21 protein-coding genes, 1 other RNA gene and 1 CRISPR repeat array are annotated in these 19328 nt (G+C 50.5%); of the genes, 2 read left to right on the top strand and 20 right to left on the bottom strand.

Going from position 1 to position 19328, the window contains the following annotated elements; all coding sequences use genetic code 11:
* Nucleotides 1-147: 147 nt before the first annotated feature.
* From E0L13_RS10670 to E0L13_RS10695, 6 genes are all read right to left on the bottom strand, one after another.
* Complete coding sequence (locus E0L13_RS10670) at nt 148-360, bottom strand: hypothetical protein (RefSeq protein WP_168062306.1); 213 nt, start codon at nt 358-360, stop codon at nt 148-150.
* A gap of 59 nt (nt 361-419) precedes the next feature.
* Nucleotides 420-653 carry a hypothetical protein gene (locus E0L13_RS10675; protein WP_168062308.1) on the bottom strand — a complete coding sequence of 78 codons (234 nt, stop codon included), beginning with the start codon at nt 651-653 and terminating at the stop codon, nt 420-422.
* 117 nt (nt 654-770) lie between these two features.
* Nucleotides 771-1403 (bottom strand): hypothetical protein, encoded by a 633-nt coding sequence (locus E0L13_RS10680; RefSeq protein ID WP_168062310.1) that lies wholly within the window; start codon nt 1401-1403, stop codon nt 771-773.
* A 90-nt stretch (nt 1404-1493) separates the two neighbouring features.
* Nucleotides 1494-1754, bottom strand: coding sequence for a hypothetical protein (locus E0L13_RS10685; protein ID WP_168062312.1), 261 nt, complete (start codon nt 1752-1754; stop codon nt 1494-1496).
* A gap of 35 nt (nt 1755-1789) precedes the next feature.
* Nucleotides 1790-1860: hammerhead ribozyme type II (locus E0L13_RS10690), an RNA gene on the bottom strand.
* A gap of 1 nt (nt 1861) precedes the next feature.
* Entirely contained in the window at nt 1862-2167 is a 306-nt protein-coding gene (locus E0L13_RS10695; protein ID WP_168062314.1) for a hypothetical protein, read from the bottom strand.
* A gap of 194 nt (nt 2168-2361) precedes the next feature.
* Here E0L13_RS10695 and E0L13_RS10700 point away from each other — a divergent pair, with 194 nt between their 5' ends.
* Complete coding sequence (locus E0L13_RS10700; protein ID WP_168062316.1) at nt 2362-2511, top strand: hypothetical protein; 150 nt, start codon at nt 2362-2364, stop codon at nt 2509-2511.
* 49 nt (nt 2512-2560) lie between these two features.
* Here E0L13_RS10700 and E0L13_RS10705 read toward each other — a convergent pair whose 3' ends face one another.
* Nucleotides 2561-2836, bottom strand: coding sequence for a hypothetical protein (locus tag E0L13_RS10705; protein ID WP_168062318.1), 276 nt, complete (start codon nt 2834-2836; stop codon nt 2561-2563).
* Nucleotides 2837-3335: 499 nt separating this feature from the next.
* Between E0L13_RS10705 and E0L13_RS10710 the strand changes: the two genes are divergently transcribed.
* Nucleotides 3336-4460 (top strand): site-specific integrase, encoded by a 1125-nt coding sequence (locus E0L13_RS10710; protein WP_168062320.1) that lies wholly within the window; start codon nt 3336-3338, stop codon nt 4458-4460.
* A 234-nt stretch (nt 4461-4694) separates the two neighbouring features.
* Here the strand turns inward: E0L13_RS10710 and E0L13_RS10715 are convergent, their stop codons facing one another.
* From E0L13_RS10715 to E0L13_RS10775, 13 genes are all read right to left on the bottom strand, one after another.
* Complete coding sequence (locus E0L13_RS10715) at nt 4695-5105, bottom strand: hypothetical protein (protein WP_095630345.1); 411 nt, start codon at nt 5103-5105, stop codon at nt 4695-4697.
* 619 nt (nt 5106-5724) lie between these two features.
* Entirely contained in the window at nt 5725-6648 is a 924-nt protein-coding gene (locus E0L13_RS10720) for a DMT family transporter (RefSeq protein WP_168062321.1), read from the bottom strand.
* A gap of 105 nt (nt 6649-6753) precedes the next feature.
* Entirely contained in the window at nt 6754-6912 is a 159-nt protein-coding gene (locus tag E0L13_RS10725; RefSeq protein ID WP_168062323.1) for a hypothetical protein, read from the bottom strand.
* Between the two features lie 3 nt (nt 6913-6915).
* Nucleotides 6916-7260, bottom strand: a complete 345-nt coding sequence (locus E0L13_RS10730) for a histidine triad nucleotide-binding protein (RefSeq protein ID WP_087478596.1) — start codon at nt 7258-7260, stop codon at nt 6916-6918.
* A 1-nt stretch (nt 7261) separates the two neighbouring features.
* Nucleotides 7262-8578, bottom strand: coding sequence for a tRNA (N(6)-L-threonylcarbamoyladenosine(37)-C(2))-methylthiotransferase MtaB (gene mtaB / locus E0L13_RS10735; protein ID WP_168062325.1), 1317 nt, complete (start codon nt 8576-8578; stop codon nt 7262-7264).
* Nucleotides 8578-9306, bottom strand: a complete 729-nt coding sequence (locus E0L13_RS10740) for a 16S rRNA (uracil(1498)-N(3))-methyltransferase (RefSeq protein ID WP_087478598.1) — start codon at nt 9304-9306, stop codon at nt 8578-8580. Before E0L13_RS10740 ends, mtaB begins: the two co-directional genes overlap by 1 nt.
* Complete coding sequence (prmA, locus tag E0L13_RS10745; RefSeq protein ID WP_095630341.1) at nt 9306-10187, bottom strand: 50S ribosomal protein L11 methyltransferase; 882 nt, start codon at nt 10185-10187, stop codon at nt 9306-9308. The genes E0L13_RS10740 and prmA overlap by 1 nt, the downstream gene beginning before the upstream one ends.
* A gap of 19 nt (nt 10188-10206) precedes the next feature.
* Nucleotides 10207-11424 (bottom strand): molecular chaperone DnaJ, encoded by a 1218-nt coding sequence (gene dnaJ, locus E0L13_RS10750; RefSeq protein ID WP_168062327.1) that lies wholly within the window; start codon nt 11422-11424, stop codon nt 10207-10209.
* Between the two features lie 23 nt (nt 11425-11447).
* On the bottom strand, nt 11448-13310 hold the full coding sequence (gene dnaK, locus E0L13_RS10755) for a molecular chaperone DnaK (RefSeq protein WP_168062329.1): 1863 nt from the start codon (nt 13308-13310) through the stop codon (nt 11448-11450).
* Between the two features lie 33 nt (nt 13311-13343).
* Nucleotides 13344-13937 carry a nucleotide exchange factor GrpE gene (gene grpE / locus E0L13_RS10760; protein ID WP_168062331.1) on the bottom strand — a complete coding sequence of 198 codons (594 nt, stop codon included), beginning with the start codon at nt 13935-13937 and terminating at the stop codon, nt 13344-13346.
* A gap of 15 nt (nt 13938-13952) precedes the next feature.
* The gene (hrcA, locus tag E0L13_RS10765; protein ID WP_168062333.1) at nt 13953-14993 is read right to left on the bottom strand and encodes a heat-inducible transcriptional repressor HrcA; all 1041 of its coding nucleotides are present in this window, start codon (nt 14991-14993) and stop codon (nt 13953-13955) included.
* 221 nt (nt 14994-15214) lie between these two features.
* Entirely contained in the window at nt 15215-16159 is a 945-nt protein-coding gene (locus tag E0L13_RS10770) for a hypothetical protein (protein ID WP_168062335.1), read from the bottom strand.
* Between the two features lie 618 nt (nt 16160-16777).
* Nucleotides 16778-18415, bottom strand: a complete 1638-nt coding sequence (locus tag E0L13_RS10775) for a phage replisome organizer N-terminal domain-containing protein (protein ID WP_168062337.1) — start codon at nt 18413-18415, stop codon at nt 16778-16780.
* 375 nt (nt 18416-18790) lie between these two features.
* Nucleotides 18791-19157: a CRISPR direct-repeat array (repeat unit 36 nt; unit sequence GTTGTAGTTCCCTAATATCTCTCGCTAAGGTATAAT).
* Nucleotides 19158-19328: the final 171 nt, after the last annotated feature.

Below are 19328 nucleotides of genomic sequence, written 5' to 3' on the forward strand. Positions count from 1 at the left end.
TCTTCTCTTGTCATGATAGTTGTCTCCTTCCTTTACAGAACATGTGTTTGGCATATTTGTAGTATATCATCGAACACACGTTCTGTTAAATATCAGATTAGCAAATATATGGAACATGTGTTCTCTTTCGGTAATATACAAGTGAAATCAAAATAGCAGGACATCAGGCTGAAACTCCGTCAAGTCGTCTATGTCGTTGTACTTGACGAAATTCTTGACTTCCGCTAGTGTCTTGAATAACCAGTAGTAGCCATGGTTATTTTCCAGCTTGTACAAGCCGACGTAGCGGCATTCATAACCTGTTTTGGATAAAGACCACCCATGCGTTTTGAGGTAGTCACGTAGTTCCTGTTTTGTCATAATGATCTACTCCTTCCTTTACAGAACATGTGTACCCTTTCGGGAATATACAAGTGATTTCACGGCTTATAGACAACAGCCATTTTATACCCTTCTGACCACCGCCAACGACGGCCGCCAACAAGGACAACAGGTGTTAAATCTGGGAATTTATTTCTAAATTCCTGCAATACGTGATACAAATTACTTTGCGGTGTGTCCGGCGCATACTTGCCCATGACGTAGCGGAAGACAACAAAGCCTTCGGCCTTTGCGATCTCAATTTTTCCTTCTAGGATGTTCGGTCTGGCCATACTAGGTACTCCTTCCTTTTATAAATCAATATGTTCTTATAAGCAGTCTGGCTCATCAGCATGGGTAGACTATTTCCCATGGACACAAGAGCGATATGCTCTCGTGTTTCGCCTTTATTAGATGTACATGACTTTCTCAATTTTCCTACGATATGCGTCTCTAATCTCAAACGGCAGTTTTTTAAGCATTTCATTTTGCTGTTCTATGATCTTGTTATGTGCAGCTATCGTGTCTTCTATCGTTTCAAGGTGCTGCTTCAAGTCGTCAATCCGCTTCCTAGTCTTTTCTATATCAGCGTCAAGAGCGTCAATAACTACTACTGCGTTTAAGCGTGCCGTCTTGCCTATAAACTTTGTCCATGCAGGATTTTCCCCATATCTAGCATTTAAAAAGGCAAGATTCACATAATTGGAGAAATAGGATTGTCTGTATTCAAGATCAAAATGGCCTTCTTCGCTATTGACAAACAGTTTAATTTTTTGCTTGTCTACGGCATTCCATAAAGCGTCAAACAATCGCTTATTGATTTGCTTGCCGTCAAAGTCTTGTAATACTTTGCGGACATTAGGCGCACTTTCGACAATCGCCGTATAAAAGTTAATCCAGTTTTCTACTTGTTTTCTCGAACTTTGCATAGTGATACCCCTTTTCTTGTGTGTTTGTAAGCGTGCTGGCTCATCAGTGATAGAGGACAACTCTACCAGACAACTAGAGACAATTAAGCCCGTAGTTGTTTCGCCTTTGCTCATTATTTATATTGCTTGAAATAGTCTTCTTGTAAAGAGTCTGCTATTTTGTAATAATCATCACCAAAAATTCTGTATTTTATCGGAAAATGATTATCTACAAAGGCACATATTCTTGTATATTCTGTTGGCGATAAAAGGTACACGGTACGCAGTATTCCGTATCTTTCCCCCGATTCTAAAAGATTGTCTTCTTTTTCTAATGTCGCTTGCCATTTTAAATATAGAGCGGCACCATTCCCACTCTATTTTTCGATTGTTGAACACGTCGGGCATATGTTCAGACAATAAAGCACGAATAGCTTGCTCTTCTTTTCGACATTCTTCTAAAAATGCACCAGTGATTTTCTTCATAATGTACCTACCTTCCTATTATTTCAAAATGTTATATTAGCCTATCTCATCAGCGCAAGGCGGCTACCCCGTTGCGGACGGCCTAGACAATCAGGCCGTTTCGACACTTAGAAACTACCAAAGACACCAGATTTTATGCCCTGCCGACGTGCGGCTGTATTTACGCCACTCCATGCCGTGAGTTGCTTAGACGTGGTAGGCGAAAACGTCTTGTCTTTGAAATAGTATTTATCTTGTGTCCGCACGCCTACTAATGTCTGATAGCTATAGAATAATTCCCAGCCACTTTCATAAATTACATGGGCGTGCATACTACGGAAGTTGTCGGGCTGGTATTTCTTTTCCCAGTCGATTTCATAGCGGCGAATAGCGTCTAAAATGTGTTGTTCGTGTTGAGTTGTTGTTGTTGTCATTTTATCCGTCCCCTTCTCTTTTTTGTGATCTCACGTAGCTACATTTTATTTTGTAGCTCTATGTAGCTACGTCCTTTCGTTGTCTATATGTTACTACGTGTAGCTACGATTGTCAAGCACTTTTTTCAACTTTTCAAAATTTTCTTTTCGTGGTACAATGTAGGTACAATATATAATATAAAAGAGGTGAGACAATGGAAAAAGAAAAGGAAGTAAAAAGCGCAGTAATTCGCTTACGTGTGACGCAACAGTTAAAAGAGGATTTTCAAGAAAAATGTGATAAGTATTCAGTAAATGCAAGTGATTTATTAAGAAAATGGATTGAGAAATATACTTATAATTAAAGACACAAAAAAAAGAGCCTATCTTAATTGATAGGCTTTATTTGTTATTCTAAAAGACATAATCACATAAAATCCAGACAAGAGCTATAAAAAGTACGGCAGCGAGTACATGCGTTTTACTGCCGATATAAACAGCAAAGGCAATAAAATACACAATCATAAACATTTTTAGTACATCTTTTAGAGTGTCAACGCCACCAAAGATAAAACCAGTAAGACTAGCACCGCCGCCGATGAAAGAAGCTACTAAGAAATAACTGAAAATCTCTTCTAGTTTTTCTTTTTCTTCTAGCCTTTTATTTCTTCTATATTCTTCATTTGTCATTGTATCAGCTCTTTTCTATATTGATTATTTATACCAATTATACTATAATAAGGCAGTATTGTCTATTCTGTAGGGATTGATTTTTTCAACGGTACTAAAACACTGGTACCCAGTACCACTATCCTAGTACCAATAAAAATACTTCTACACTAGTATACCAGTTGCCAAACTTACACGTACCCGTGTGTACCATTTAAAATATGGATTAGACATGTCCAGCCCGTCATGATACACTAGCACTAGATAAGCACCGCAACGCCCGGCGATGTAGGTAAATACTGGTGTTTGATTGTATAAGGATGATATAGACGACAGCAGCAGGCATTGACTTGCTAGGCCGTCTATGATGTGATGTAATCGTATAGGATTCAGTAATGACATATAATCAATGGTCAAACAGTCAAAGACGCACCCAGACGGGGGAAGCGGCGTTCGGCGACTGCCTATATATGTGCTCACAGATTTTTCACAATTTTTAACTTTGAAAGGAGTTGGTAGGATGGCAAAAACCAAAAAGACAACCAGAAGGCCAAAAGGAGAAGGAAGCATTCAGGTGCTCCCTAATGGCCGGTACAAGATGACCATAACCATTGGAACCAGCATCGACAAGAAGCAGCTGCGTAAATCCGTCACAGCAGACACAAAAGACGAACTGCTGGACAAAGCAGCCAAACTTCGCTTGACCTACAATGTCATGGCTCCTGAGGAAAAGAAAGCATCACTGGAAAAGAAGACCTACGAGGAAATGTCCGAGGAATGGTACAAGACAAACACTCATCTTGCAAAAGGAACTGTGAACCAGTATAAGAAGATGGACAAGAAGCACATCTACCCCTATATTGGTCACTTGTGTCTCGTTAATATTACGGGAGACACCTGTGATAACCTTTTAATAAAGGGACAAGAACAAGGTCTCGCCCCTAATACGTTACGGGCCATAAAACAGCGATTAAGCACGATTTTTAACTATCTGATACGGAAGCGAATACTCACGGAGAATCCCCTCACCTTCTCCACCTTTACCATCAAGGAAAGGAGAAGGAAGGCTGAGTTTCCGCTACCATCTGAGGAAAAGATGAAGGAGTTACTAGCCACCCTTAAAGAGACATCACCTCTGCGCCTCTATCCACTGGTTGTCACAGCGATCATGACGGGGATGCGGCGAGGTGAAATCTTCGGTCTCAAGTGGTCGAAGATAGACACAAAGAAAAAGACCATCAAGGTGGATAGTCAGGTTACTACGTCCGAAATAGATGCGCCACTGAAAACGGAGTCAAGCTATCGGACAATCTATATCAGTCAAAAGCTGCTGGATGTCTTGGAGACAATCCCGAGGGTGTCGGAGTATATCTTCTACAACCCCCAGACAAACAGCCCTCTATCCTTCACGACCACGAACACCATAAAGAAGACCTGCATCGACTTAGGTTTCCCGGAGAAGTTCACCTTCCATGATTTCAGACACTACCATGCAACACAGCTTTTGGCAAAGGGAGTCAATATTAAGGTCTTGAGCAGACGATTAGGACACAAAGACATCATTACCACTCTTGACCTGTATGTGAATTATATGCCGTCTCTGGATGAGGAGTCAAGTACACTCATGGACGACATCCTTGAATAAGATTCTTTTTACTACACTAAAGGAAATCTGATTCGCCTTGAAGACAACAAGGTCAAAAGTCTTTAGTACACTAAACAGAATCTTAGTGCTTATGAAGTGCTTAAATCTGCGAAAAAGGCATTTTAAGCGAATACAGCATAGGCATTATCCCGCATTCTAGCTATATTCCTCAATTACTTATATATCCGGTTCATATGTGTTTCCTCCTTGTATTCATACTTGGCTTCGCGTGTTTTACTTTTTTCTGTGCAGGGAAAACCATTTCTCGCGGCAGGCCAGGCTGCAGAAGGTCGTCCGCCTGTCCTTGGCCTCGCTCACTTCGACGAGGGCGCCGCAGTTGCGGCAGCGAAAGGCTCGCCGGATGACTACGGACGTTACCTTTTTAGAGTGCTTCCAATAGAGCCTCTCGCAATGGGCCGAGCAGAATTTGGTCCGCCGGTCCGTCAGCTCTGTGACCCGCACGAGGCGGCCGCACTTGATGCAGCGGAAGCTGCGCAGGGCCTCGGCGTCTTTGGGAGGCCGCACGTGGTTGTTCGCGCCGTGCCGGTGGGCGTACCGCCGGCAGTAAGAGCTGCAGTATTTCTGCGTCGCCCTGTCGGCCAGGAAATCCTTTCCGCAGATGGGGCATACAGCCGGCCGTTTCATAGGCTGACCTTACCGTCTCCAGCAGCCATATACCGTCCGGCCTGCTTCCAGCCAAGGCAGACACGCAAAAAAGACAGCATAAACCTATGCTGCCTAAAACACACGCTATGATGCATAACAGGGCGCACGAATCCCCGGATAGTCGTCGTCAGTACTGTATACGGGACGAATGCATATTTATGGCTATAATGGTACCCCCCCCCCGTATATGTATTTGCGTTCATATCCCAGGATGTATTCACCCTGTTATTCCAACGGTTCAAGCTAGAGAACATATCTTTCACCCCCTTTTATAGTTTTCAATATATCACTTTACTAAAATAAAATCAATATCCCCTGCCTTGTTATTATTTTACGTATTATTTATTATTTAATTAAAATATTATGTATTTCGGCAATATTTCTAATAAATTTAATGACACTTTTATCCTCAGGCCACCCCGATAAAATTCGGGAACAGGCTATTTTATCGTTACCATCAATCCCCCCGTTTTTATATTGAATTTAAAGCTGACAAAGGGAAAAAATATATGTAAAAAAATGCCTGTTCATGAAATATTTTTTTTGCCGAGAGAGCAAATCGTGATATTTCATGGACAGGCAAGAGGTATTTTGTTGGTTACATCCCATTAGATTTTCCGATGTTCGCATTGGCGATGTACACGCCGGACAATATAACGGCGACGCCGATGGTCTGCGTCAGGGAAAAGGTCTCGCCCAACAGGGTCACGCCGGCGACGATGGATACGACGGTGGAAATGCCGATGAATGACGCCGTGCGGTTTACACCGATGCTGGCGATGGCTATATTGGACAAGAAGAAGGCTAGGACGGAACAGCCGACGCCCTGATACAAAACGGCGGCAAGAAAAGCTGTATTAGTCAGAGGAAGATACAGGCTATAGGCCAGCGTCTCCGCATGCCATCCTTCGGCGAGAGCCAAGGGAATAAATACGGCCGCGCCGGCCGCCATCATGGCCGCCGTAAGCTCTGCCCCCGTATAAGCTGCGGCCTTTTCGACAGATACGCTGTACAGGGCATAAGACAGGACGGCAATCGTCAGGACAGCGTAGCCGGAAAGAGAAAAGCTCGCCGACGCGCCGGCTGCCAGGACTGCCGTGAGGACGCCGGCCAGGGTCACGGCAATGCCGACGACCTGATGCTTCTGCGGCGATTTATCCAGCAGCAGCGTCGAGGCCAGGAGCGACACGGCGGGAATGCAGGCCAAAAAGGCGCCGCTTTCCGAGGCCGTCGTCCGGCTGATGCCTATGGTCTCGGCGACAAAATAGACGACAGGATTGCAGAGGGCCACGGCCAGCAGGGGCTTCCTTGGTTTTCCTTTCCAGCGCACCTGCACCCTTCCCGACGCGGCGCACAGGGCCATGAACGCAGCGGCGACGAAAAACCGCCATCCCAGCAATGTCAGGGCGCTGGCGGCCTGCGTCGCCTCCTTGGTACAGATATAGCTCAGGCCGAATAGGGTTTCGCAGCCGACGGCACAGAGACAGCCCCATAGGATACGGCTGCGGCTTTTCATTATCATACGACGCACCTCGTTCTGCCGACGCGAATACGCCGGCGGATATCACTAATACAAAAAGCCTGCGCCGCCAAGCAATCGCTTTCACTGCGCAGGCTGTTGCCATGCTTATACTCCTTTTAGTATGAGAAAGGCCATGACGGCGGCAAGTATCGCAATGGATATGATACGGATGCCTGAACCGCCGCGCAGTGACACATGGGGCAGCTTTCTCTTTTTCTTAGGACGGCCGGCAGGGCGCGGCCGTTTCGACATATCTTCTTCCATCGCTTATACGCCGGGCCAAGCCATTTCCTTGCCGCCTAAGATATGGGCATGCATGTGATGTACCGTCTGGCCGGCCTTTTCGCCAGTGTTGAAAATGACCCGGTAGCCGTCTTTGTCCAGTCCCAGTTCCTGGGCGACCTTCTGGATGGCGAAGAGCATCTTGCCGGCTACGTCGGCGTCGTCTTCCGTCAGAGCCGCAATGCTGGCGACGTGCTTTTTCGGAATGACCAGGACGTGTACCGGCGCGACAGGCGCAATGTCCTTGAAAGCGAAAAAGTTATCGTCTTCATACACCTTCGTACTGGGGATTTCTCCCTTGATGATCTTGCAGAATAAGCAGTCTTCCATGTTAAGCATCCTCCTTTAATGTACCGTAAAGTATATGGTTGTCCGCCCGGTCCAGCACGACGGGAACGATTGCGCCTTCGCAAGGTTCCGTCAGGCCTTCCGCGCAGACCCGTTCGTAGTTTTCCGAAAAGCCTTCGCCCTTCGTGCCGTCCTGCCGCTCGATGAGGACATGGACGGTCTTGCCGACCATCCGGGACAGGAGCTCGTCCTTCTGCCGGGCCGACAAAGCGTTGACGATTTCGACGCGCTCTTTCTTTATTTGCGGATCGACTTGGTTCGCCATGGCTGCCGCCGGCGTGCCGGGCCGCTGCGAATAGGGAAAGGCGTGGATATGGGAAAATTTCAGTTCTTCCAGCGTTTCCATCGTCTCCTGAAACAGCTCGTCCGTTTCGCCGGGAAAGCCTAAAATCAAGTCCGTCGAGATGGTCAGGCCGTGAATGCGGCTGCGCAGCTCGGCAATCAAGCCTTTGTACTCAGCCTTCGTATACTGGCGGTTCATAGCCTTCAGGATGGCGTCGGAGCCGGACTGCAGGGGCAGGTGCAGGTGCGGGCAAATGCGGTCGGATGAATTCATGACCTCGATGAGGTCGTCGTCTACTTCCAGCGATTCGACGGAGCCCATGCGGATGCGCTGCACGTCCGTCTCGTCCAGGAGACGCCGCAGGATGAGGGCCAGCGTCGGCCGTTCCGGCAGGTCCTTGCCGTATGCGCCCAAGTGAATGCCCGTCAGGACGAGCTCCTTAAAGCCGTAGGAAATGAGGCGCTGCGCCTCGGCTATGACGGCGTCGGGCCGGCGCGACTTCAAGCCGCCCCTCGTGTACGGTATGATGCAGTAGGTACAGAAATTATTGCACCCTTCCTGAATCTTTAGGTCGGCCCGCGTATGCTCCACTGCCGACGGATAGAGGGGAATTTCCTCGAATTCGTCGCCCTTCATGACGTCGTGCACGGCCTGTATCGTCCCGTCGGCTTCACGTCCCAGCAGCTTTCGGACGATGGCTGTGATATTCTTCTTTTCATTGGTGCCTACGACGGCGTCGACGCCGTCCATAGCCGCCAACAGCTCCGGATCGAGCTGGGCGTAGCAGCCCGTCACGACGACGACAGCCTTAGGATTGCGCTTTTTCGCCCGTCGGATGAGCTGCCGCGATTTCTTTTCCCCCATCTGGGTTACCGAGCAGGTGTTGATGACATACACGTCGGCGGCGTCGTTAAAATCGGCGTCGGCAAAGCCTTCGGCCAAAAACAGGCCGCGCATGCTGTCCGTATCGTATTGATTGACGCGGCATCCCAGCGTCGCAAAAGCAATAGTCGCCATTATTTAAATCCTCTTTCGTATTTGACAATCGCCAGGGCTGCCAGCGACGCCGTCTCGGCCCGCAGGATGCGGGGCCCTAAGGAAACGGTACGGCACCAGGCGGCGTGCGCCTCGGCGTATTGTATTTCTTTCGGTGAAAACCCGCCTTCGGGGCCGATGCAGAGCACGACGTTTCCCGTGCGGATCTGGCTGCATACGTCGGCCAGCGGGGCCGTTTCCCGTTCGTAGGGAATGACGAACCGCTCATGGCCGTACTGGTCCACCAGAGCCTGGAACTCGACGACGTCCTCTACAGGCGGCACGTCGCTGCGGCCGCACTGCTTCGCCGCTTCCAGGGCCAGGCGCTGCCACCGTTCCCGCCGGCTTTGACGGCGAGTTTCATTTAATTTTACTACACAATTTTCCATTTGTACAGGAACAATGCGGCTGACGCCCAGCTCCGTCGCCTTTTGGACGACCCAGTCGAACTTGTCGCTCTTCAAAAGCCCCGCCGCCAGGACGACCTCGCCGGCCGTCTCGTCGCCGTCGGACAGCTTTTTCGCCGGCGTCAGCATAGCCGAATGGCCCTGCACGGCCGTGATGACGCATTCGTACGTTGCGCCCGTGCTGTCCGTCACAGCCAGCGTGTCCCCCACCGTATGGCGGAGGACGACGAGGACGTGGCGGGCGTCGTCAGCCGACAGCTCAAAGTTCCCGCAAATGGGAAAATCCGTAAATAGTTTCCGCATTATAGTCTCCTCATGCGCACGGCGTACCAGCCGTTCTGCAGGCATTCGTCTTCCCAGGCAAAGCCTGCTTCCCCTGCGGCGCGGCGTACCTCGCCGATGCGCTCGTCAATGATGCCGCTGGCAATCAGGACGCCGCCTGCTTCCATGTACGGCGGCAGAGTCGGCAGCAAGGCCAGGACGGCGTTGGTCACCAAATTGGCCACGACGACGTCGGCCTTTTTGCCCTCAGCCGATACAGCGGCCAAGAGATCGCTGTTGTACACGTCGACGACGTCGCTCACGTTGTTCAGGTTGGCGTTGATGACGGCCTGAGATACGGCCTTTTCGTCGAAATCGACGGCGACGACGTGCTTTGCGCCTAGCTTGGCCGCCGCCACGGCTAAGATGCCCGTTCCCGTGCCGATATCAAATACTTCGTCTCCCGGCTTGACGGCCTGTTCCAAATACTGGACGCACATGCACGTCGTGTCGTGGAAGCCGCTGCCGAAGGCCAGTCCCGGCTCGATGACTACGACATCTTCGCCCTCGCCCGGCTCAGCCGGCTCCCAGGCCGGTGCGGCCCAGAAATGCTCCGATATCTTCTTCGGGTGAAAATAGGCCTGCCAGGAATAGAGCCAGTCCGTGTCGTCGGTCAGGTTCGTCCGGATCTGCCACTTGCCTAATGCCGCGTCGCGGCGGGCCAGCTCCCTCATATGCGTTCGTACCGTTTCCACAGCGTCCTTCTGCTCCGGCGGGAAATACGCCGTTATACGGATGCGGCCCAGCTCGTCGGCTTCGTCGTCGTGGATGATCGAGCCGCTGCCACCGCATTCATATAAAAGAAGGGCCACCAAATCGGTGGCCTCTGGGGAAACAATCAAATCGATTTCATTCCATTTCATCGAATGTTCTCCCTTATCTTCAAAGTTCTTCTTTTAATTTGCTCCAAAAGCCTTTTTTGCCCTTAGATTTTTCTTTGGAACCTTCCGGCGATGTCTGGGCCGGCTTAGGCTCCCCCACCCAGGTTTCGCCGCCTGCGTAGGCAAATTCCTTCAGCAATTCCTTCTGTTTGGCGTTCAGCTTCTTCGGTACGGCTACAGTGACCTGTACGTGATGATCGCCGCGGCGGTCCTTCGCGCCCAAGACGGGCACGCCCTTGCCGCGGATGCGGAATACCGTACCGGTCTGCGTGCCGGCAGGAATTTTCAGCTCGATTTTGCCATCCAGCGTGTCGACGCGGATCGTCGAGCCCAAGGCCGCCTGAGCGAAGGAAATCGTTTCCTGCGACAGGATGTCATTTCCTTCCCGCGTGAACTGCGGGTCCCGGCGGACGAAGATGTATACGTACAAATCGCCGTGGCCGCCGCCGCGTACGCCCGGTTCGCCTTCGCCGGCTACGCGGAGACGGGCTCCGTCGTCGACGCCGGCAGGAATCTTGATTTTCAGTTTCTTGCGGACCTTGACCGTGCCGTCGCCGTGGCACTTCGTGCACTTCTTCTTGATGATCTTGCCCGTGCCGCCGCAGTGCGAGCAGGTGCGGACGTTGACCATCTGGCCGAAGGGCGTGTTCTGGACGACGCGCTGCTGGCCTGTGCCGTGGCAGACGGGGCACGTTTCTACGTCGCTGCCCGGTTCGGCGCCGCTGCCGTTGCAGCGGTCACACGTTTCATCCTTCGGGACCTGGATTTCCATTTCCGTGCCGAAGGCGGCCTGCTTAAAGGAAATATCCACGTCGAAACGCAGGTCTGCGCCGCGCTGCGGGCCGTTTGCCGACTGGCGGCGTCCCTGGCCGCCGAAGAAATCGGCGAAGATGTCTTCAAAGCCGCCGAACCCGCCGCCCTGACCGAATCCGCCAAAGCCGCCGAACCCACCGAAGCCGCCTGCGCCCGGACCGCCGGCGCCGCCGTTTTCAAAGGCGGCGTGGCCGAACTGGTCGTATTGGGCGCGCTTGTTCTTATCGGACAAGACCTGGTAAGCTTCGTTGACTTCCTTAAACTTTTCTTCGGCAGTTTTGGGGTCGTCCCGGTTTTTATCCGGATGGTATTTGATGGCTAACTTGCGGAAAGCCTTTTTGATCTCTGCGTCACTGGCGTCTTTAGGAACGCCGAGGATTTCGTAATAATCTCGTTTCGTACTCATATGGGCAACCCCTCTTATCTACCTTACTTCTGGTCGTCGTCTACTACTTTATAGTCTGCGTCGACTACCTTTTCGCCGCCCTGGGCGCTCTGCTGCGCGCCGCCCTGAGCGCTGCCTGCGCCGGCCGGGCCCTGCTGAGCCTGCTGCTGCGCGCCGGCTTGCTTGTACATTTCGCTCGTCAGGTCGTAGAGCGGTTTCGTGACGGCTTCAGAAGCCGATTTAATCTTGTCGAGGTCGTCGCTCTTCATCGCTTCCTTCAAATCGGAAATCTTGCTCTTAATATCGGAAACCTTGGAAGCGTCGGCTTTGTCGCCCAGGTCTTTAATCGTCTTTTCAGCCTGATAAATCAGGGAGTCGGCGTTGTTCTTCGCTTCGATGAGTTCCTTCCGTTTCTTATCTTCTGCTTCGTGAGCCGCAGCTTCCTTGACCATGCGGTCGATTTCGCTCTTATCGAGGCCCGACGAAGACTGAATGGTAATCTTCTGTTCCTTGCCCGTGCCGAGGTCTTTAGCCGAAACGTTTACGATGCCGTTGGCGTCGATGTTGAAGGTAACTTCGATGCGGGGTACTCCGCGCGGAGCTGCTGGGATATCGGACAGTTCAAAACGGCCCAGTGTCTTGTTGTCGGCAGCCATTTCGCGTTCGCCCTGCAGGACGTGTACGTCGACGGAGGGCTGGTTGTCGACGGCCGTAGAGAATACCTGGCTGTTGGACGTCGGAATCGTCGTGTTCCGTTCGATAATCTTCGTAAATACGCCGCCCAGCGTTTCAATGCCCAGGGACAAGGGCGTTACGTCGAGGAGCAGTACGTCTTTGACGTCGCCTACGAGAACGCCGGCCTGGATAGCTGCGCCGATAGCGACGCATTCGTCGGGGTTGACGCCCTTGCTCGGTTCCTTGCCGAGGATGGATTTAATAGCATCCTGTACGGCAGGAATACGGCTGGAGCCGCCGACGAGGATGATCTTGTCGATTTCGTCGATGGTGAAGCCCGAATCGGCGATGGCTTTCTTCGTCGGTTCCATCGTACGGTGTACGAGGTCTTCCGTCAATTCGTTGAATTTAGCGCGCGTCAAGGTCAAGTCGAGGTGTTTCGGGCCCGTAGCGTCAGCCGTGATGAACGGCAGGTTGATGTTCGTCGAAAGAACCGTAGACAGTTCGATTTTCGCTTTTTCTGCAGCTTCCTTCAAGCGCTGTTCAGCCATCTTGTCGGCCGAGAGGTCGATGCCCGTCTGGCCCTTGAATTCGCTGACCATCCAGTTCATGACAGCGTTGTCGAAATCGTCGCCGCCGAGGTGCGTATCGCCGTTGGTAGCCTTAACTTCGAAGACGCCGTCGCCCAGTTCGAGGATAGATACGTCGAAGGTACCGCCGCCGAGGTCGAATACGAGAATCTTGCCTTCGCCGCCCTTATCGAGGCCGTATGCCAAGGCAGCCGCCGTCGGTTCGTTGACGATACGGAGCACGTCGAGGCCTGCAATCTGGCCGGCGTCCTTCGTAGCCTGACGCTGGGAGTCGTTGAAATAAGCCGGAACGGTGATGACCGCCTGGGTTACTTTTTCGCCCAAATAGCTTTCAGCGTCGGCCTTCAATTTCTGCAGTACCATAGCGGAAATCTGCTGGGGCGTGTATTTTTCGCCGTTGATGTCGACGGTATAGCTTTCGCCCATGTGACGTTTAATAGAAGAAATCGTGTTTTCCGGATTGGAAACGGCCTGACGTTTTGCCAGCTGGCCTACGAGGCGTTCGCCTGTCTTGGAAAAGCCTACGACAGACGGCGTCAAACGGGAACCTTCTGTATTCGTGATGACGGTCGGTTCGCCGCCTTCCATAACAGCTACAACAGAGTTTGTCGTACCTAAGTCAATACCAATTACTTTACTCATGATGAATTCCTCCTCAATATGTTTCTACGATGATTAACCGTTAAATGCAACTTTTACCATAGCCGGACGCAAGGTCTTGTCGCCCAGCAAATAGCCTTCCTGCAGCACTTCCACGACGACGTCGTTGTCGTATTCGTCGCTGGCCACCCGCATGACTGCCTGATGGTAGTTCGGGTCGAAGGGCTTGCCGACGGCGTCGATTTTTACAACGCCTTCCTTTTCCAGGACGGTCATGAGCTGTTTATAAATCATTTCATAGCCGTCTACGAAGGATTTCAGCTCGTCCGTCAGCTTGTCCTGCGGCACCTGCAGGGCCCGTTCGAAGTTGTCGACGACGGGAAGGACGTTCTGCAGGACTTCCATTTTTACGACTTCAGAAATCTGAAGCTTTTCGCCGGCCGTCCGCTTTTTGAAATTGGCGAAGTCGGCCTGCAGGCGCATATACCGCTGCTGCATTTCCGCAACAGCTGCTTCTGCTTTGGCATCGGTCGAAGCGGTTTCTTCTGCCGCTTGTTCTTCATCTGCCGCCGGAGCAGCTTCGGCCGTTTCGTTTACTTCTGCTTTTTCAGCTTCTGCCGCTTCCTCGGCGGCCTGCTGTTCGCGCTTCTTGTCTTTATCTTTGCTCATCTGTATGAAAACCTCCTATGTGTCATCGTGATAATGCTCTAAAATATTCGTCACATGCTGCTTCATAAAATCGAGGAGACCGATGATCTTGGCATATTCCATGCGCGTCGGCCCCAGCACGGCAATCTTGCCGAGGACGACGTCGTCTGCCTTGAAAGTCGCCTCGATAATGCTGCAATCGTTGATAGGAGATAGGTTGGCTTCTTCCCCAATGCGCACGGTCACGGTCTTCTGCGGCTCCTGGCCGCCGTCGCTGAACAGATTGGCCATGACGTCCTGTTCCTCCAGCATGGTGAACAAGTTTTTCGCCTTCGCTACGTCTTTGAACTCCGGCTTGTTTAAGAGCTCCATGGCCCCGCCCTTGTACAGCTGCTGCTCCCTGCGGAAGGCCTGATGGATAGACCGGAAGGCCAGCCGGTACAGCTCCAGGTCGCCGACGATGGATTCGTGAAACTGCTCCAGCATTTCCATGTTTATGCGGCTCACGGGAAGGCCAGCCAGGTAATGCGTCAGCTTTTCGGCGATAACGTTCAGCTCGTCTACGTCCGTATCTTCGGGCTTCGGGAAAATGCAGTTCTCGATCTGGCCCGAATCGGTGACGACGATCATGATGGCCCGCCGGAAATCCAGGGGCAGGAAGCGGATGTACTTCAGCTTCGAGCTCACCTGCTGCGCCGCCATGACCAAGGTCACGTTGTGGGTGATCTTGGACAAGACCTTGGCCGTCGACTGGAATATCTGATCGACGTTGTTCATCTTATCGTGGAACCAGGACTGGACGAACCGCTTTTCTTCTTCGGAAATCTGCGTCGGCTCCAGCAGGCAGTCGACGTAAAACCGATAGCCCTTGATGGACGGAATCCGTCCGGCCGACGTGTGGGGCTGTTCCAAATAGCCCAGCATTTCCAAATCAAACATTTCATTGCGGATCGTCGCGGCGCTGACGCCTAAATTGTACTTTCGGGCGATAGTCCGCGAACCGACCGGTTCGGCAGAAGTGATATAGTCCTGAATGATGGCCTGCAATATTTTTTGTTTTCTCTCATCCAAATCCATATGCATCACCTCTGCTTCTGCTCATTTGACTTATTAATTAGCACTCATGCAATTTGAGTGCTAATGACTATATAAAAGATAGCATGATTGCAAGTATTTGTCAATGATTTTAGGCCAAAAAACGGCCAATTGGTCAAAAAGTCAAATAACTTTTTTTGATACAATCCTATCCATAGCAAAACAGCCCGGCCGCTGCCAGCCGGACTGCTCCCTATGCATCATTACGTCGTCGTCTGCTCTTTCTTCTTCCGGGGCGGCGTCATCGCTTTCCGGGCCCACTGGAAAAATTCCTGCCGCGAATCCCACAGGAACAAGTTTTCCTGATAGCAGCTGACTAATTCGCTTTCCGTATACAGCTGATATTCATCTATATATTCGGATTCATCGAGCAGCCGTAGTTCCGCCGCATCCTTGAGGAACGATCGGAACCCGCGGTACGTCGTGCTCAATCGTTTCAATACGCCTTTGGCTTCCTCTGATTTCCCCTCTTGGAAATACAGCAGCGCCAGAGGCAGCTGAAATCCGGCCGAATCGTCGACTTCCTTGAATTGACGCATCAACTTCAGGGCGTTGTATTCGTCTTCCATATAGACATACAAGTGCATCAGCGTATATCGGACGCCCAGATTATCGCTGCAGTTTAATTTTAAAATTTCCTTGCCTACGGCGATGGCCTTCCGCAGCATCATGCACTGCTGCAGCAGAAACATATACATATGCATAAGCCGGATATACGGGCGCGTCTCCAAAACCTGATAAAAGTCGCCTACGGACTGCTGGTAAATCTTCCGCTCCCGCAGATCTTCCTTGCCCAGAGCCAGCAGCCGTTCAACGTCGGGCAGATACTCATGATAGGCCCGCTTGTCCAAAAACAGCAGGGCAGACAATACGTCCAGATTTTTCGGCTCCAGTTCCTTCGCCTTTTCCAGATACCGTCTCTGCACCTTTTTGCTCCTGGCTCGTCCGGCCAGCTCTAACCAGTCGAATACGTCTTCCGCCGTTTCCTCCGTCAGCGGCTCCTGTGCTTCCAGCATAGTATTCGTCTGGTCCATATATTCCTGAATCAGCTCGTTCAGTTCTTCGTCGGACACCGGTTTCCGACCGCCCAATCGCCGCTCAATGAACTCGTGAATATTTTTAAATTCTTTTTCCGTAGCCAAACTCATAGATATCGCCTCGCAAATATTATGATATGTTGCTTTTACTGTTTATTGTAACAATCGGCAAACTGTTTGGCTAGTAAAAAAGCAAAAAAATGATAGGGTAACGTTGTTGTGGGTATCGTTTTGACAGGAATTTTTTGATAATTTCCTCAATCTATTGCTGCTATGGTTCGCATCATAGACAATATGCAGCAACACGCCAACGCGCATTACCGTTACATTATATGCTTTACGTTTGTACACTAAAGTTTTTCTGCAATTATTTTACGCCGTCTAAAAGAATAGCGTTTTTGCAAGTATTTTTGCTTCGATATCCGCCTTGCTGTATCGGTATTTCCTTCATAATGTACGAGCACCGCTGCTTTGCTGCGTGTATACGCTTTCCCCATTACGCGCAGTATTTATCGCTATGGGCTGCGTCATATAGGCCATAGGCGGCATGACGGTACCGGCAGAGCAGCGCTGCGCTGCTCTATTATTCTTTAATTTTTGAATAACAACGTTTCCCCGCCATGAGTTTATACTTTTTTACCCGTATCCTAACGCTGTCAGAACCTGTAGATTCTGATTTTCAGACGTCTTGCTAACCTGAATCTGCGGTCCGTCCTTTAGCCATTATGCCTATGGCAGCGCTTCATACACGGGACAAATGCCTTCGCCTAAGCTGACGTCCAGGCTGCCCCAGTTCATATCGCTGATATGGCGGAGTCCGCCCTGGCCGGAAGGCATAGACCTTTCGTTCTCGTACGGACTGGGCGCCGTATCATGGCGGGGATTCCCCTTGCAGTGAACCAATACGGCGCGGATATACGGGATGCTGGACTCGCCCTTCTTCAAAGCAATGCAAACGGCCCGGCAGACAGCCTCGTCGCCCCAGCACCGCGCCAACCCCTGCAAGGCTTCTGCAGTCTGCCTGTCGGCCTTGCCGAACAAGGCTTCGTAATACAGGAGGGCCTTGCCGCCCGGCGGAGACGACGGCTCCTCCCTATCGCTGCAGGTATCCCGCCCCTCATCGGGATAATCTGCGGCAGAATCTGCCCCTGGCGTATATGCCCAGTCTTCTGTTACATCCGCTACTCCTTCGGCCCCTTCCTCTCCCTGTATTCCGTCTATGTCGTCCCCATCATACGCCGCGAGTTCCTGCCTTTCGGAAAGCTGTGTGCAGGTCAGATCAGCCCCACCACATAGTGCAGCGTATTCCGTTGCAGGTATTGGCTCGTTGATGCTCTGCATTTTCTCGTCAAGCAGAATACCCACTTGTTCACCATGCTGAACACAATGTAAGTCAGCCTTGCCAGACGGCACGGCATATCCCGTTTGTTGTGCCTGTCCATGGACACGCAGTCTTTTCTTATCGGTCACAGCGATGGTCTTCATGCCATTTCGGGGATAATCCACAGCAGCCCTGCCGTACGATGCAGTATGTTCCGTGTCAGGTATTGGAGCGTTGATGCTCTGCATTTTCTCACCAAGCATACGGTCAACCTGTTCGCCATGCTGAACACAATCCCATTTAGCCTTGCCATACGGCACGGTATATCCCGTTTGTTGTGCCTGTCCATGGACACGCAGCCTTTTCTTATCGGTCACAAGGATATCCTTCTCACCATGCCGAAAGCACCCCATAGTCATCTCGCTGTACGATGCAGCAGGTTCCGTTTCAGGTGTTGGCTTATCAACACCATGTACTTTCTCGTCAAGCATAGCCCCAACCTGTTCATCATACCGAACGCAATATAATTCAGCTCTGCCATACGGCGCAGTATATCCCGTTTCACAGGCCTGCCCATTGACGCCCTGCAGTCTCTCTTCGGACATACAGCCAGCCATTTCATTATGGGAAGCGCAAGCTGCTGCCTTCGCCTGTCCCTCCCGCTGCCGCTGGCGATACCGTCTCATGCGGTCTCGGGCGTCGCTGCGCTTCTTCTCGTCGCGGGAAAAGCTCTGAATTTCATCCCAAGGCACGATGCGGATCAGCCCCGTTTCATCGCGGCTGATGAGGTCAATCTGCTCAAACACGTCCAGCACCCGTTCCACAAAAGCCTTGCGGCGGCGCAGCTGACGAGCCAGCAGCTCCGTCGGCATAGCCTGGCCCTCCGATACGTATATGTAGCCGTCGTCGTTGATCATGCCGGCCAAATCCTTGAGATAAAACCAAATGACGAAATACGAATCGCCATGAGGCTGACTCAGCAAATACATCATCCGCGGGTCCTGAAATAACCCAACCTTTGTCTGAAACCATCGCAGCGCCTTCATGTCTGCACCTCTCCCTTCGCAGCTCTCTATAGTAGTAAGGGACATGAAGGGCCGAATTTATTTCCTCCTTTGCTAAACTTGCATAAAACGCAAAGCAAAAACGATTCATCAAAAAAAAAGAAAATACACTAAATAAAAAATAAGACAGAAAAAATATAAAAAGAAAGAGAATAAAGAAAAGAAGACGTTACGCGTAACGCTGTGAAGCGTCAGAAACCAAATGAAAGCTAAAAACGGCTTAATATAGCCATTTATGGTTCTAAGTCCTTGCCAGCCATACACTGTGATTTAGTGCAATAGCAGCTATTTACAGAAAAAGTTTCACACAGTTATAAATTTATTTACTCACAACAACTTGACTCTGTCCCCTTATATGTCATGGTTCCCTAATATCTCTCGCTAAGGTATAATAAACTTTGGAGAATCTATATGCCCCAGCGAGTTGTAGTTCCCTAATATCTCTCGCTAAGGTATAATGACAAAATACCAGCCCAGCATATAATTTTCGTTGTAGTTCCCTAATATCTCTCGCTAAGGTATAATCTATTTTGCTAATTTAACTATTTATCCAAAGTTGTAGTTCCCTAATATCTCTCGCTAAGGTATAATCTGGGTGTCAAATCCCTGTTGCATTTCTACGTTGTAGTTCCCTAATATCTCTCGCTAAGGTATAATCTTTTTCCGTCCACGGCTGTTGCCGTTACTGGTTGTAGTTCCCTAATATCTCTCGCTAAGGTATAATATACCTGCTAAAAAGCACGTTGCACACTTGCTGCGACGTGCTTTTTAGTATGAAAAAAATCGTCTGAAAAGCAAAAAAAGTGCCTCTTTCAAGACACTTTTTTCGCAAAAATTACAAAACAACGACTGTGTTTTTCTTCTTATTTTCATCTAGATCAGGAATTTTTTCACC

Source organism: Megasphaera sp. SW808 (genome assembly GCF_012027795.1).
Classification (GTDB): domain Bacteria; phylum Bacillota; class Negativicutes; order Veillonellales; family Megasphaeraceae; genus Megasphaera; species Megasphaera stantonii.